This window comes from Streptomyces sp. NBC_00273, assembly GCF_036178145.1.
Taxonomy (GTDB): domain Bacteria; phylum Actinomycetota; class Actinomycetes; order Streptomycetales; family Streptomycetaceae; genus Streptomyces.
On record NZ_CP108067.1, the window covers coordinates 123512 to 138311 of the forward strand.

Genomic DNA, 14800 nt, shown 5'->3' on the forward strand with positions numbered 1-14800 from the left:
GTGCTCCCCTTCACAGGCGTGCGGCCGAGCCGAGTGGGTCAAGCGTGAGCGAGGGATCGCTGCGTACGACGGGGGTGACGGCGGCGTCGATGCGCTGGAGGAGGTCGTCGTCGAGAGTCACCTCGACCGCCTTGACGTTTTCGAGGAGCTGCGCGGCACGGGAGGCGCCCATGACCGTTGCGTTCACTCCCGGCCTGCCCAGCACCCAGGCGATGGCCAGTTGCGGCAGGGTCAGCCCGGCGTCGGCCGCGACCGGCTCCAAGTCGGCGACTGCCGCAAGTACCTTCTCGTTGAGGTAGTCCCACCGGCCGATGGACTTGGCGCCTCCTGCCGTGGCCTCGGCCCTGCTGCCGGTAGGAAGTGCCTGGCCTGCCCGGTACTTGCCGGTGAGCGCACCACCTGCCAGGGGCATCCACACGATCTGGCCGACGCCGGACTCCTGGCTGGCCGGCAGCACCTCGGACTCGATGACGCGCCACAGGATCGAGTACTGAGGCTGGTTGGCGATCAGTGGGACACCGAGTTCGCGGGCGAGCCGGGCTGCCTCGCGGATCCTGTCTGCGGGCCATTCGGAGACACCGATGTAGAGCGCCTTGCCTGCGCGCACGACGTCGGCGAAGGCCGTCAAGGTCTCCTCCAGCGGGGTCTCCGCGTCGTGGCGGTGTGCCTGGTAGAGGTCTACGTGGTCGAGACCGAGGCGGCGCAGGGAACCGTCGATCGACTCGCTGATGTGCTTGCGGGACAGACGCCCGGTGTTCGGATCGTCCGGCCTGGCCCACCGTCCCACCTTGGTGCAGATGACGAGGCTGTCGCGGCGCTCGCCCGCGAGTGTGCGGCCAAGGATCTCTTCCGCCCGGCCCCCGGCGTAGGCATCGGCGGTGTCGAAGGTGTTGATGCCGCTGTCCAGCGCGGCCCGTATGCATTCCTGGGCGACCGACTCGTCGACCTGGTCTCCGTGGGTAACGGCGTTTCCGTAGACGATCCGGCTCACCAGGAGGCCACTGTCGCCGACCCGCGAGTACTCCATCACGAGGATCCTTTCGTTTCGTTCATGGGGGTTGTCACTTGCGTCAGCGCCGATCGAGCTCGGCGGTGACGACGTGCACGGGCAGCGGGTCGACACGGCGGATCGAGATCTCTCGGTATCCGCTCGCGGTGAGCATCCGACGTGAGGCGGCACGGGAGTGCGCCTGTCCTGCGGGTGTGGCGACCAGCATGAGCAGAGACAGCACATGTGCCGCGTGCTCCTCCACCGGGTGCTTGTCTTCCACGGTGAAGCCGACGGTCACCAGACGTCCCCCAGGCTTCAGGGCTCCTGCCAGCCGGCGCAGCAGGCGTGTGCCTTGCTCCTCGGAGAACATGGGGAGGACGTTCGCGACCACGATCAGGTCGTACGGTCCGTCCAGGGGGGTGGTGAAGGCGTCGCCGGGGAGGAAGGTGGTACGTGCGGTCAGTCCCATGCGCTCCGCGTGGGCCTTTGCTTGGACGAGCACCTCGGCTCGATCCAGGCCGTGAAGCTCGGCCTGCGGGTGCTGCCGGGTGACTTCGAGACCGAACAGGGCGTGTCCGCAGCCGATGTCGAGCACCCGCAGATCGGGGCGTCCTCCGGCCCATTCGTCGATGTCTTCGAGCAGGGCCGCAGTGGCCGCACGGGTCACGAAGGTGCCTTCTGCCGCGAAATCGGTCCAGTAGGAGAAACCTTCTTCTGTGGCGTCGGGGACGAGTCCGGTGCCGCCCTTGCGGACCACACCGGCCAGATCGCGCATCGCTTCCCACTCCCACTCGCTGGTGTTCACTTTGACGGCGTGTCCGGCGTACTGGGGGCTGCTGCTCACCAGCAGGTCAGCGGCGCCTGGTGGCAGGGAGTACCGGGCGCCGTCGGTATCAAGCAGTCCGATGGCGGTGATGGCACCGAGCAGGATGCGTACCGCCCGGGCATCGCCGTCGATGGCCTCGGCCACTTGGTGGGCGTTCCTCGGTCCGTCGGCGAGGGCGTCGAAGAGGCCCAGTTCGACGGCTGCCTTGAGCAGGCTCGTCCGCTTGAATGCCTGGAGTGTCTCCAGCAGGCTGTTCTTGGTAACGGTGGGTGCGGGATGGGTCATCGCTTGATCCGTTCGTCCAAGTCGTCTCATGAGGGCGTCCCGGGTCAGATGTCGAGGAACCCGTGGGTGTGGTCTGCCGTGGCAGGTCCGGTCACTGGCGCGGGACGGAGGTCTGTTCCTGGTCCGGGACCATGGCTGGTGCTTCGTCGGTGGGCTCCATGCCGAGCCCGCCGAGGGTGTGGAGCAGTCCGTGCCGTCCGCTCAGCGGCCCCTTGCCGGCGAGGTGGCCGTCGGGCCTGATCAGGGCGAAGCCGCCCGCCTCGATGCCCAGTTCTCGACGTAGCGTGCCGTGCGGGTCCGGCAGTTGGTTCGGGCCGCCGCGGTCGTCCACGAGGTCGCGGACGGTACGGACGGAGACGGCGGTGCCGTATCGGCGGTCGACGTGGTCGAGGAGTTCTGTGGTCTGCGCGGGGCAGGGGTCTGCGGCGACGAGGAGGGTCCAGCGGGGATCGCGCAGTTCCTCGTGCAACCCGCGCAGGCCCTCGTCTTCGCTGGCGTCCTTCGAGGGTGCTGCGGCGCTCACCCGCTGCCCCGGCTGCGGTCCCCGCCGTGCGGGTTCCGTGCCGGAGGGGGCTGCGGCTCGAAGGCTCAGGGGGCTGCTGGCGTATTCCACGGTGAGGCCGCAGAAGCTGCGGATCATTTTCCGTTCAATCCGGTGCTTGAGCGGTGCGATGCTGTTGACGAGCCGGAGGGCGACCGGCAGGAGCACGGGCCCCACCGCGTTGCGCAGCGCGACGAGTGCGGTGGCTGTTCTGGTCGAGCGGAGCAGGCGCGCGCCGACGGGCACGCGCTCGGCGCTGTAGCTGTCCAGGAGTGCTTCGGTGGCGTGGCCGCGTACCACGTCGGCGAGTTTCCAGGCCAGGTTGTACGCGTCCTGGATGCCGGTGTTCATGCCCTGTCCCGAGGCGGGACTGTGTATGTGTGCAGCGTCTCCGGCGACAAAGCAGCGGCCTACCCGCATCTTGTCGATCATGCGCTGTTGGACGGTGAAGACCGAGATCCAGGTGGGCGCGGACACTGTGGCGGGGCGGCCGAGGGCTCTGGCGACCTTGGCTTCCAGGCGGGCTCTGACGGCTTCGGGGTCGTCTGCGTCGCCTGTGTCCTGGGTGTCGACCACCCTCCACTTGCCGGACTCGGGAAACGGTACGAGCAGGAGGGTGCCGCTGCCGGTATGGAGGAGGTGGTTGCTGTCACCCGGCAGGTCGATGTCCAGTTCCACGTCGGCGTTCAGCCAGGTCTCGGTCGTGTCCCCGGTCAGGTGCAGACCGAGGTTCTTGCGCACCGTGCTGTGGGCGCCGTCGGCGCCGACCAACCATGGGACCGAGAGGGCAGCGGGGCCGTCTGGGGTGGCGAGGCGGACGTCCACTTGGTTCTCGTGCGGGGTGAAGGAGTCGAGCCGTACGCCCCATTCCACCGTAACGCCGAGGGTGGCCAGCCGATCCCGTAGCACCTTTTCGGTCACTACTTGGTCGACCATGAGGCTGAAGGGGTAGCGGGTGGGCATGTCGGAGTAGTCGGTGTCGAACCTGATGAGGGTGCGCCCGCGTAGGTGCAGGGTGAAGTGCTCGACCTTGCGGCCCTGCGGCAGCAAGAGGTCCAGTACGTTCATCTGGTCGATGATCTCCAGCGTGCGCGCGTGCACGGCGAGCGCGCGGCTGGTGGTGGCGGGGCCCGGGGCGCCGTCGATCACACGGACCGCTACTCCGCGGCGGGCCAGTTCGTGGGCCGTGGTCAGGCCGACCGGCCCGGCGCCCACGACGAGCACCTCGGTGCCCGTCGTCGTCGGCGCGTCGGTCGAATCGTCAGCCATGGTGCTGTTCCGCGAAGGTCTTGGCGAGGGCGAGGGTCGCCGCGCTGTTCCCGCCGACCGCCCTGCGGATGAACTCCTTCGCTTCGTGCACGGTGGCGTCGGCCCCGAGTACGCCAACGATGGCGTCTTCGTTCAGCTGGACCCGGTGCCAGGAGGTCGCCCGCGCACCCTTGTCCGTCGGCACCACCGTCCACTCACCGATGTGGGTGGTCATCAGCGGGGGCGTGACCAGTTGCTTGTAGACGATGCGTCGGGAATCGGGGAAGCAGATGCGGACCGATTCTGTGGTGTGGGCCGAGCCGTCCTTGGTGACGGTGTCCATCACCATCCACTGGATGTTCTCCACGTCCTCGGTCAACCGCATGCGGGAGACGTGCGGCAGCCGGTCCGGCCAGGCTGCGGCCTCGTGCAAGAAGCGGTAGACCGTCTCCGGGTCGGCGTCCGCCACCAGGGTGGAGTCTTCGAAGTCGAAGACGAGTCCGTCGGCGGCGCCGATCCCTTCAGCGAGCGTCTTGATGTTCGCAAGTTCGGTGCCACTGTTGCGGTCGGTGGCCTTGGTGATCCACTCGATTCCGGCCGGATCGTCGTCGACGGCACTGAACTCATGTCGCAGGGTGAGCCGTACGGTGCCCGCAACGTCCCCGGGCGTCACGATCCACTCGCCGCCCATCGAAGAGACCGGGGGCGAGGAGACCTCCTGTTGGAAACGGATTCGGGCGTTGTGCGGGTCGAGCTCCCTCTGCGAAGTCCACGTCTTGACCTCGCCGTTGGCGGTGGCCCAGATACGCAGCCGTTCCCGTGCCTCGTGAGCGGTCTGTCCTGTCTGGGACTCCCCCGCTCCTTCGACGCGTTCAACGTGGAGCGTGGGGGCGAAGCGGACCGGCCAAGCGGGGGCGTCCGCGATGATTGCGTAGACGGTCTCGGCGGGCGCGGCGATGTCGATCGAGTGGGTGGTGCGGTGGGTTCCGGTACGCAGCATTGCTCAGCCTTTCTCGCGCCGGCCTGGGCCGGGGTCTGGGGTCAGAAGATGCCGAGTCCGCCGCAGACGTTGAGTGCCTGCGCGGTGATGGAGGCGGCGGTGTCCGTGACGAGGTAGTCCACGAGGCCGGCCACCTCTTCGGGTGTGGAGTAGCGGCCCAGCGGAATCTTGGCGTGGAATTCGGTGAGGACTTCTTCTGTGGAGATGTCGCGAGTGCGCGCGTAGGACTCCCGGACGCGGACTGCCATCGGTGTCTCCACGTACCCGGGGCAGACCGCGTTGACGGTGATGCCGACGCCGGCCAGCTCTTTGGCGAGAGCCTTGGTGAAGCTGATGACTCCGCCCTTGGCCGCCGAGTAGGGGGCTCCGAAGGGAACTCCCTGCTTGCCGCCGGTGGATGCGATGCTGATGATGCGTCCGTCGCCGCAGTTCTCCAGGCCGCCGTTGGCGAGTACCTCGCGGGTGACGAGGAAGACGCTGTTCAGGTTGGTGTCGATCACGTCGTACCAGAGTTCGTCGCTGATCTGCGAGGTGCGGCCACCGCCGCTGCGGCCCGCGTTGTTCACGAGCACCGTGATGGGCCCGTAGCGTTCGACGGCAGCCCGCACGAGGGACTCGACCGACTCCGCGGACCGTACGTCCGCCGCCTGGCCGTCGACCTCCAGGCCCTGTTCGCGGAGCTCCTTGACGGTGGCCGAGACGTTCTCGGCGCTGCGTGCGCACAGGAACACCCGGACTCCGCTGCGGGCCAGGCTGGTCACCACCGCGAGGCCGATTCCGCTGGTCCCCCCGGTCACGAGGGCGACCTTCGTGGACCGGGCCCGCTCCGCTGGGTCGGAAAATCCTGCACCTGTCATCTCGTCCTCCTCCGTGGAATGGCTGGAGCTTCCTGGAGCGGGTTCGAGATCGGGCCGAGGATGGTTCGAGGCTTCTGGGCGGTGTGGACGGGTCAGTGAAGAGGTCTCCAACGGTTCTCGAAGCCCTGGTGTCAGCCTCTGCGGAACACCACGTCACCGTGACCGGAGGGAAACCGTCATGCAGTTGTCGGAACCGCTCGTGGACAGCGCTCAAGGGAGTGTGCTGTACCAGGAAGTCCTGCACTTCTACGCCCGACAGATGCGCCACCTCGATGAGGGGAGGGTCACCGAGTGGGCTGAAACCTTCACCGAGAACGGCGTGTTCGCCGCCAACGCCCACCCGCTCCCGCAGACGGGCCGTGCGGCCATCGAGCAGGGGGCGGCGGAGGCCGTCCAGCGGCTGGCGGAGCAGGGAGTCCAGCGCCGGCACTGGCTCGGCATGCTGCAGGTGACGCCGAACGTCGACGGATCGGTCACGGCACTCTCCTACGCCCAGGTGCTCGCCACCGCGCAAGGTGGCCGGACCGCGCTGGAACTCAGCTGTTCCTGCGAAGACCTGCTGGTGCGTGAAGGTGACCGGCTGCTGGTGCGTAGGCGCCAGGTGTATCGCGACGACCTTCCCCGACCGTGACCGCGCCTTCCACGTCCGCGACGGCACAGCCTTCGCCGAGGTTCACAGGCGGACCTGGCTTCGAGAAAGGCCCCAGGCCATGACACCCTCCCCGTCGGATTCCGTGTCGGACGGCATCGCGACCGGTGCTTCGCTGGACACCCTGGCGGAGCTACTCGGCCCGGTGCAGGTCGGTGACCTGCTGCGGCGCGCCGCGCGCTCCGCCCCCGACCGCACCGCCGTACGCGTCCCCGAAGGGGACATCAGCTACGCAGAGCTGGCAGGTCTCGCCGTCAGCTATGCCGCCGCCCTGCGCGTGCTCCTGGACGGCCCGGGGGCGGTGGTGGCGCTGACCACAGCGCTCGACCGGCACTTCCCGCCGGTCTTCTTCGGCATCTCTCTGTCCGGGAACACCCCCGCTCTGGTCAACCCGCTGCTCAAGCAGGATGGGCTGGCGCATGTCCTTCGCATCAGCGGGGCGAAGTGCGCGGTGATTCCGCCCGCGCTGTACGAGCGGCTCAGTGCTGTTCGCGACCAACTGCCCGCGCTGGAGCACATCGTCCTGACCCACCGCGCCCCCGACTCTCCCGCCGACGTGCCGACCCTCGACGACCTGGCCGAGCGGCTGGGCACACGGCCCGGGCTCCCGGAATGGGACGCGACCTCGCAGCCGGGCACGGGCCCCGAGGAGGTGGCATGCATCCAGTTCACCAGTGGAACCACGGGGGCGCCCAAAGCGGTGCTGCTCAGCCATCGCAATCTCGTGGTCAACGCCGCGCAGTCCGCACAGGTGCACAGGGTGAGCGAGTCGTCGGTGGTCTTCGACTATTTGCCGACGTTCCACCTGATGCACCTGACCATTACGGTCGTGGTGGCGGGCACCCTCGTCCTGTGCGAGGAGCCCGACCCGGCTGAGGCAATGGACGTGGCTGAACGCTACCGGGCCACGCACTTTTACAGCTTGCCGGTGCGGCTGGCTCGGCTGGCCGTGCACCCCCGGTTGAAGGAGCTGAAGGGGTCCGCCCTGCGGGCCGTGCTCTCCGGCGGCTCGACGCTGCCGCCCGCAGCGGCCGCCGCGCTCAGCGCGCACTTCGGCGTCCCGGTGGTCCAGGGGTACGGGCTGCAAGAGACCTCGCCCTCCACTCACTTCAACAGCCTGGACGCCCCGCGGCCCCGTTCGTCAGGCCAGCCGGTGGCCGGTACCCAGTGCCGGATCGTGGAGGTCGGTTCTCGCACCGTGTGCCCGGTCGGCGAGAAGGGTGAGATTCAGGTCCGCGGACCCCAGTTGATGATGGGGTACCTGGGACGGAGCCTTTCAGAGGACACCGATGCCGAGGGGTGGTTCTCCACGGGCGACATCGGGCTGATGGACAACGACGGTTACCTCTACGTCGTCGACCGGATCAAGGACGTCTTCAAGCGCGACAACTGGCTGGTGTCACCGACGGAGATCGAGCGGGTCCTGTTGCGGCACCCCGCGGTCGCCGACTGCGCCGTTGTCGACCGTCCCCACGAGTTCAGCGGCGCCGTGGCGTACGGATTCGTGGTGCGGGATTTCGGCGCCGCTCTCGTCGATGCGGCCGACGTGGCAGCCGACGTGGCGGCCGACGTGGCGGCCGAAGTCAATGCCCAACTCCCCTATTACGAGCACGTCGAGCACATCGAGTTCGTCGACCGCATTCCCCGCTCGCCCACCGGCAAGGTGCTGCGCCAGGAACTCCGCGCCCGACTCGCGGGCGCCTCAGCCCCCCATGAACCGTCCCAACCCAAGGAGCAGGTCCCCATGCATCACTTCGTCAACCGCTTCACCGTCACCGGCGACACGGAGGAGTTCGAGCGTCTGCTCGACAAAATCACCGACTACATGGCCGAGCAGCCCGGGTTCCGCTCGTACCGCCTCTACCGGTCTGTCGGGGCCCCCAACATCTATGTGGAGACCGCCGAGTGGGCGGATGCCGCCGCGCACAGGGCTGCGGTCGGCGGAGAGGGCTTTCGCGGCCCGGTTGCGGAGATCAAGAAGCTGGCGCAAGCCGAGCCGGGCCCGTACGCCCTCGTCACCGAGCGGAAGACGGACGCGGCCGCGTAGCCGCCTCGGCAGCACCGCAGTCGCCAGCCCCGTTCCCGATGTCGGTGCGACGTTCCGTGCCGGCATCGGGAACTCCCCAGGAGGATCTCGTGTCATCAGCCGGTACGTCCGCGCGTTCCACCGCCCCCTCGGCAGCAGTGGCCCCGCCTCGGCCCGTCGCGCTGCTGCTGCCCGGCCAGGGCTCCCAGCACCCCAGCATGGCGCGGGGGTTGTACGGACACGAGCCGGTGTTCACGGCCGTCATGGACGAGTTCTTCATGTTGATGGAGCATGAGGGCAAGGAGCTGCGCGAGGACTGGCTGAGCGAGGAGCCGCGAGTTGCGTTGGACGACGCCTCGCGCGCCCAGCCGCTTGTGTTCGCCATCGGGTACGCCGTGGGCCGCACTCTGCTGGACCGGGGCATCGTGCCCTGCGCCGTGCTCGGGCACAGCGTCGGAGAGCTCGCGGCGGCGGCGCTGGCCGGTGTGTTCGGCCTCGCCGACGCCGCGAGGATCATGTCGGCGAGGTCGTCCGCGATGGCCACCACCGCGCCCGGCGGCATGCTGGCGGTGGCGGCAGGGCCGGAGGAGCTGGCCCCTCTGCTGCCTGCCGGGCCGGACGGGCGCCCGGGTGCGGTGGCCGTCGGGGCGGTCAACGCACCGGCACAGACCGTGCTGAGTGGTCTGGAGGCCGATCTGTCGGCAGTCGAACAGGTGTTGAGGGAAGCCGGGGTCATGTGGCGCAGAGTGCCCGCCCTGCAAGCCTTCCATTGCCCGGCGGTCGCGGGGGCCGCCGATGCCTTCGAGGTGGCACTGCGCGAGACGCCGCTGCAGCGCCCCTCGATCCGGCTGTGGTCGACGAGGACGGGCCTGCCGGTGCGGGGCCCCGAGGCTACCGATCCCGCTTTCTGGGCGCAGCAGCTGGCCGCGCCGGTGCTGTTCTGGCCTGCGCTGGACCACCTTCTGCGGCACGGGGACTTCACGCTCGTGGAGACTGGGCCTAGCCAGGGGCTGTCGATGCTGGCACGTCGGCATCCGCAGGTGCGGGCGCGACGCAGTGACGTCGTTCCCCTGCTGCCGCCCCGTGCCGGCGCAGAGCTGGAGTTCTTCGGCGCCGCAGTGTCCCGTCTGGGCGCCTGACCAGGGGTTCGGCCCCGTCAGGATCTGGTCGCCGACAAGTGCAACCGGCTGTACTTATTGACTGCGTCGATCCGGGAGACCGCACCCAGCTTGCCGAAAATGCTGTGTACGTGCCGTTTCACGGTCCCTTCAGAAATGGATAGACGACTGGCTATCTGACTGTTGGTGAGACCGTCCGAGATGCGCTTGATGACATCCTCCTCGCGTTCAGAAAGCTCGCCGCCACCTTCGGTCCGACCGAGTCGGGTAATGCTGGAACGGGCTACGGAAAGAACCACGCAGCCATCACGCGCAATGACGGCTCGAATAGCAGAGACAAGCTCAAGAACGGTAACCGCCTTTGCTAGAAAGCCGCTTATGCCGCACTGTAGTAATTCTTGGAGAAGCGCCGGGTGGTCCTGCGAGCTGAGCACCAGGAAGCGAGAATCGCTGGAGGCGTCCCGGAGTAGCGCAAATGCTTCCATCACTTCTTCTGGACGGTCCGCGTCCAGGATTATTACGTGTGGCTCCACGCTCTCCGCGATGCTCACGGCCTCGGCACCGAAACCGACGCAGCCGACGACCTGCATATCAAATTCACCGTTCAACGTCACGCCGAGTGACTCGCGAAACAATGCTTGATGATCGACGAGTAAGACTTTGATGTCCCGCGCGGTCATCCCTACGCCCCCCGTTGGCATATGAAGTACGTGCATCAGTCAATCAGACGGATCGCGCCCATCCTAAGCAGGCAGGGTTCAGATCAAGCAAGTCCAAGACAATGGGTTTGTAAACCTTTCGCAAAATACCTCATCCACCTAACGGTAGGTGCACAGAAAGATGGTTGGACACCACGCAGCGCACTCTCTCTAAATATCGAGATAGTGCTGTTGGACTTCGAGAGCTGGGCTACCTGAATATACGTGTGCGGGCAGCCGGTGCGCGGTCGCGCTCTCGGATGACATGTGAATGGCTCAAATGAGTGGTCGTCAATTCATCGTCTCCGGTTTAATGCCTGCGGGTGCGGTAGAGGCGTACGGCGAGCGGAGCGAAGACGGCGAGCATCGCCAGCGAACAGATCATGGTTGCGGCCTCGGGGTGTTGCATGGGCCATGCCGGGGCCGCGTCGGCCGGGTGAGGGGCGCCGAGCTGATTGCGGACCGCCACGGTCAGTACGTTGAGGGGATTCCAGTGCGCCACCGTCTTCAATGCGGACGGCATGTTGGCAGTGGGGACGAACGCGCTGGACAGGAGGGTCGATCCGAACGTCAGGAGGAGTCCGAACTGCTGCAGCCCCTCGGCGCTGCGGAACAGCATGCCGAGACAGGACATCCCCCAGTTGAGCGCGTACGCGAACAGTAGGATCAGGCCGAATGCGGCCGCGACGTGAGGGGCACCGGCGTGGACGCGCCATCCGATGGCCGTTCCGGTGACTGCCAGCAGAGCGGCGGCGACCGCTGTGGTGAGCAGGGCGGCCAGGCTCTGCCCGACAAGCACACCGGCCCCCGACATGGGTAGTGACCGGAAGCGGTCGATGATGCCGTTGGTCATGTCGCTGTTGACGGCAACCGCTGTGCCCGTGGCCGCCGAGGCCACGGTCATGGCGAACATGCCGGGCACCAGGTAGTCGTGATAGTCGATGCCCCCTGGCAGGCTGACCGTGTCGCCCAGGACAGCCGCGAACAGCAGGGTGAGGGCGACCGGGGTGAGGGCGATGCCGATGAGCGTCTGCGGCCGACTGAGCGTACGGGCCAGGAACCGGCGCGCGAGGACGAGAGCGTTGCTGATCATTTGACGTACCTGGCCCGCCGGAGGGCGGGGGTCCGGGTCAAGTCCGGTGCCGGATGGGGCGAGAGCAGACATCTGTGCGGCAACTCCCTTGGCGTGACGAGGTCAGTGGATGACAGCCGCGGCACCGTCGCGCGCCGTCGGATTCCTGTGCTCAGCGGTGAGGGCGAGGAAGGCCTCGTCGAGGGAGGGTCGGCGTAGCGCACAGTCGTCCAGGCTGATACCGGCTGCCTGCATCGACAGCACGACGTCCGTGGCCAGTTGGGGCCGTTCGTCCACGTGGACGAGAATGCGGCGGGTCACCGAGTCGATGGTGGCCGGCCCGGTGGTGAAGTCACCGAGCACGAACGCCGCGGTGGGCAGGTCGCCACCCGACGAGACGCACACCTCCAGTCGGCCGGGGCCGGCCGCGGCCTTCAGGCGGGCCGGAGTGCCGTCAGCGACGACGCGGCCCCGGTCGAGGATCACAAGGCGGTCGGCGAGTCGGTCGGCCTCTTCCAGGTGTTGCGTAGCCAGAACGAGGGTCGTGCCCTCGGCCACCAGTTCCTTCACTGCGTCCCACATGGCGTGCTGGCTGCGGGGGTCGAAACCAGCGGTCGGCTCGTCGAGAAGCAGGATCCGGGGGCGGGCGACCAGGCAGGCGGCCAGGTCCAGCCGACGCCGTGCAGCACTCGAGTACGACTTCACCGGCCGTTCGGCCTCGGCCGTCAGGCCGAATTCCCCGAGGAGCTCATCGGCCCGGTTCCTCGCCGCCGTACGCCCCATCCCGGAAAGCCTGCCGATCATGGTCAGGTTCTCCCGGCCGCCCAGAAACTCATCCAGGGCCTCCCGCTGCCCGGCGAACCCGATGGCCCTGCGCACCGCCGGTGCAGCACGGCACACGTCGTAGCCGCCGACGGCGACCCGGCCGCTGTCCGGCTTCAGGAGGGTGGCCAGAACTCGCAGCGTGGTCGTCTTTCCAGCTCCACCGGGGCCGAGTACCCCCACCACGCTGCCGGTATCCGCTGTGAAGCTCACGCCTCGCAGCGCCTGCGTTCTACCGAAGCGCTTGGTCAGTCCTTCGACACTGATGGCAATGTCCTGCCGGGTTGCATCAGACATAGCGGTTCCTTTCCATGCACGCCGTGTGCGGCACCGGGGACCTCGTAGGCCTGCGATGCGACCCGCTGACAACGGTGTGCTTCGCGATGCTGCGGCCCGCCCTGGATTCACGCGATGCGATCGTTGCGACCGGCCATCAGGTAGCAGGCTGGGGCTTGCCTTTCGGCAGCAGGAGAGCCGGGACGACAGCGAGCGAGGTCAGTGCCAGGGCCCACGTGAAGGTGTGAGCGAAGGCGGAGTCGGGGGTCGCAGCCGTGCCGACGGCCTGCTGGAGGAGAACGGCGAGGAAGACGGTTCCGAGAGTGCCGCCGACTTGCTGGAGGATCCGGCTGGCGCTGGTGGCGGGGGCGATCTGCGCCGGGGAGAGTCCGCGGTAGGTGCTGGTGAAGGCGGACAGGGTGACCGTGCCGAGCCCCAGGCCGGTGACGAACGTCGCCGCGCCGAGCAGAAGGGCGCTGGTGTGCGGTCCCACCAGAGCGAAGGGCACAATCCCGCCGGCAGCCAGCACCATGCCGGTGAGGGTGATGGTGCGTTCGGCTCCGGTCCTGTCGATGAGCTTGCCCACCTTTGACATGGCCAAGGCCATGCCACATCCGAGCGGCGCCAGCAGCAGGCCCGCGTGCAGGACGGAGGCGCCTCGGGCCTGCTGGTAGTAGAGCGGGAGCAGGAACAGTGCGCCGTAGAACGATCCGCCGAAGAGGAACAACATCATCGAGGAAGCGGTGAAGGAACGTACCTTGAACAGCCTCAGGTCGAGGATCGGGGTGATCTTCGTCTGGAGGGCGTGGAAGGTGTAGCAGACCAGCAGGACCGCGGCGGCGGCCAGGCCGATCAGCGCGGTTCCCGAGAGATCACCGCCGTTGTTGCCGATCTCGGAGATGCCGAACACCAGGCTGCCCAGCCCGAGCGGCAGCAGGATCAGACCCAGCCCGTCCAGACGGACGGTGGCGGTGTGCTCGTGGTCCCGGGGCAGCATGCGCCAGGACAGGGCCAGCGCGAGGAGGCACAGGGGGGCGTTGATGTAGAAGGCCCAGCGCCAGTCGAGCGAGTTGATGACCAGGCCGCCGAGCACGGGACCCAGAACGGGGGTGAGGCTGCCGGGGACCGCTACGAAGACCATCGCCCGGCCCATGCGTTCCTTGCCGGCGGCGCGGGCGAGGATCGTGCGGACCAGCGGCAGGAGCATGCCACCGCCCAAGCCCTGCAGGACCCGGAAACCGATCAGGCTGCCGGTCGACCAGGCCATCCCGCACAGCATCGAGCCAGCAAGGAAGACCGTCAGCGAGGTCAGCCACATCCTGCGGGCACCGAAACGGTCCACCGCCCAGGCGGTGAGCGGCACGATCATGGTCAGTGCCAGGAGGTACGCCGTACTGACCCACTGAATGGTGCCGACTGCGGCGTGGAAGTCGGAGCGCAGTGAGTCGATCGCGACGTTCACGATCGTGGTGTCCAGGCCAGCGGCGAAGCTGCCCAGCATCAGGACCAGCGCGAGGCGGACCAGGGCCGGGTCCAGGGGGTCCTGGTCGGGCTGTCGGCCAGCGGTTTTCCTGCGAGGGAGGAGTCCGGCACGGTTCATTGCGTCTCCAGGTTTTCAACTAGACCGTCTAGTCTTCTCACAAAGTAGACTGGACCGTCTGGTCTAGGCAAGTGGTACGATCAGGCCATGTCAGAGACGAGCGCCACCACCGACACGGGCCGCTCGCCGGCCAAGCGCCGAGCAATCCTCCAAGCGGCGAGCAAAGTGTTCGTGCGCGAGGGCTACAAGGGTGCGAGCGTGGATTCGATCGCCGCTGCGGCCGGGGTGGCCAAGCAGACGGTCTACGGCCACTTCGGCAACAAGGAACAGCTCTTCCTCGCCGTGGTCGAACAGGCCCGCAACTCCGGCGGTATCGGTCCGGAACGCCTGGCCACGCTCATCGCGGACACCGGTGACGCGCGCACGGACCTGGAGGCCGCGGGTGAACGCCTACTGCGGGCCATCACCTCGCCCGAGCAGGCCGCCCTGCACCGCCTGACGATTGCGGAGGCCCCGCTCCACCCCGAGCTGCAACGGTCCTGGCGGGACGACGGGGCCACCCAGGCGATCGCGGTGGTCGCCGCGTACCTGACTGCCTGCGCGGCACGGGGGGAGCTCAGCATGCCCGACCCGGCCCGCGCGGCACGCCAGTTCACGATCTTGCTCAGCGCGGAAGGGCAGGTGCGCTCACTGCGCGGCCTGCACCAGCTGACCGATTCCGAGCTCCGTGACATCGCCCGGGACACGACGGATCTCATCATCCGCGCCTACCGCCCGTAGGCACGGAGAGCAGAAGAGCACAGAAGACGGCCGGGGGCGTCTTCTGTGCGAGCCGACCGCGATGCGGGGCC

13 protein-coding genes are annotated in these 14800 nt (G+C 67.9%); 4 read left to right on the plus strand and 9 right to left on the minus strand.

The annotated features are described in order from the left end of the window. Positions 1–10 precede the first annotated feature (10 nt). The 5 genes from OG386_RS00495 to OG386_RS00515 form a co-directional block, all read right to left on the minus strand. Positions 11–1027 (minus strand): aldo/keto reductase family protein, encoded by a 1017-nt coding sequence (locus OG386_RS00495; RefSeq protein ID WP_328786207.1) that lies wholly within the window; start codon positions 1025–1027, stop codon positions 11–13. A 43-nt stretch (positions 1028–1070) separates the two neighbouring features. Then, positions 1071–2102 carry a class I SAM-dependent methyltransferase gene (locus OG386_RS00500; protein ID WP_328786208.1) on the minus strand — a complete coding sequence of 344 codons (1032 nt, stop codon included), beginning with the start codon at positions 2100–2102 and terminating at the stop codon, positions 1071–1073. A 91-nt stretch (positions 2103–2193) separates the two neighbouring features. Further along, positions 2194–3912: an FAD-dependent oxidoreductase gene (locus OG386_RS00505; protein WP_328786209.1), complete on the minus strand. Its 1719-nt coding sequence runs from the start codon at positions 3910–3912 to the stop codon at positions 2194–2196. Continuing rightward, a complete protein-coding gene (locus tag OG386_RS00510; protein ID WP_328786210.1) occupies positions 3905–4891 on the minus strand; it encodes an aromatase/cyclase in 987 nt (328 codons plus the stop codon). The genes OG386_RS00505 and OG386_RS00510 overlap by 8 nt, the downstream gene beginning before the upstream one ends. Before the next feature lie 41 nt (positions 4892–4932). Continuing rightward, positions 4933–5748, minus strand: a complete 816-nt coding sequence (locus tag OG386_RS00515) for an SDR family NAD(P)-dependent oxidoreductase (protein ID WP_328786211.1) — start codon at positions 5746–5748, stop codon at positions 4933–4935. Positions 5749–5926: 178 nt separating this feature from the next. Here OG386_RS00515 and OG386_RS00520 point away from each other — a divergent pair, with 178 nt between their 5' ends. The 3 genes from OG386_RS00520 (at position 5927) to OG386_RS00530 (ending at position 9562) form a co-directional block, all read left to right on the plus strand. Further along, positions 5927–6379 carry a nuclear transport factor 2 family protein gene (locus OG386_RS00520; RefSeq protein ID WP_328786212.1) on the plus strand — a complete coding sequence of 151 codons (453 nt, stop codon included), beginning with the start codon at positions 5927–5929 and terminating at the stop codon, positions 6377–6379. A 79-nt stretch (positions 6380–6458) separates the two neighbouring features. Then, positions 6459–8444, plus strand: coding sequence for an AMP-binding protein (locus OG386_RS00525; protein WP_328786213.1), 1986 nt, complete (start codon positions 6459–6461; stop codon positions 8442–8444). 89 nt (positions 8445–8533) lie between these two features. Next, on the plus strand, positions 8534–9562 hold the full coding sequence (locus tag OG386_RS00530) for an acyltransferase domain-containing protein (protein ID WP_328786214.1): 1029 nt from the start codon (positions 8534–8536) through the stop codon (positions 9560–9562). Positions 9563–9579: 17 nt separating this feature from the next. Here OG386_RS00530 and OG386_RS00535 read toward each other — a convergent pair whose 3' ends face one another. The 4 genes from OG386_RS00535 to OG386_RS00550 form a co-directional block, all read right to left on the minus strand. Then, positions 9580–10221 carry a response regulator transcription factor gene (locus OG386_RS00535; RefSeq protein WP_328786215.1) on the minus strand — a complete coding sequence of 214 codons (642 nt, stop codon included), beginning with the start codon at positions 10219–10221 and terminating at the stop codon, positions 9580–9582. Positions 10222–10549: 328 nt separating this feature from the next. After that, the gene (locus OG386_RS00540; RefSeq protein ID WP_328786216.1) at positions 10550–11332 is read right to left on the minus strand and encodes an ABC transporter permease; all 783 of its coding nucleotides are present in this window, start codon (positions 11330–11332) and stop codon (positions 10550–10552) included. A 102-nt stretch (positions 11333–11434) separates the two neighbouring features. After that, positions 11435–12430, minus strand: a complete 996-nt coding sequence (locus tag OG386_RS00545; protein WP_328786217.1) for an ATP-binding cassette domain-containing protein — start codon at positions 12428–12430, stop codon at positions 11435–11437. Positions 12431–12566: 136 nt separating this feature from the next. Continuing rightward, entirely contained in the window at positions 12567–14009 is a 1443-nt protein-coding gene (locus tag OG386_RS00550) for a DHA2 family efflux MFS transporter permease subunit (protein WP_328786218.1), read from the minus strand. Positions 14010–14096: 87 nt separating this feature from the next. On the opposite strand from OG386_RS00550, the gene OG386_RS00555 reads away from it, so the two are divergent. Continuing rightward, positions 14097–14729 (plus strand): TetR/AcrR family transcriptional regulator, encoded by a 633-nt coding sequence (locus OG386_RS00555; protein ID WP_328786219.1) that lies wholly within the window; start codon positions 14097–14099, stop codon positions 14727–14729. Positions 14730–14800: the final 71 nt, after the last annotated feature.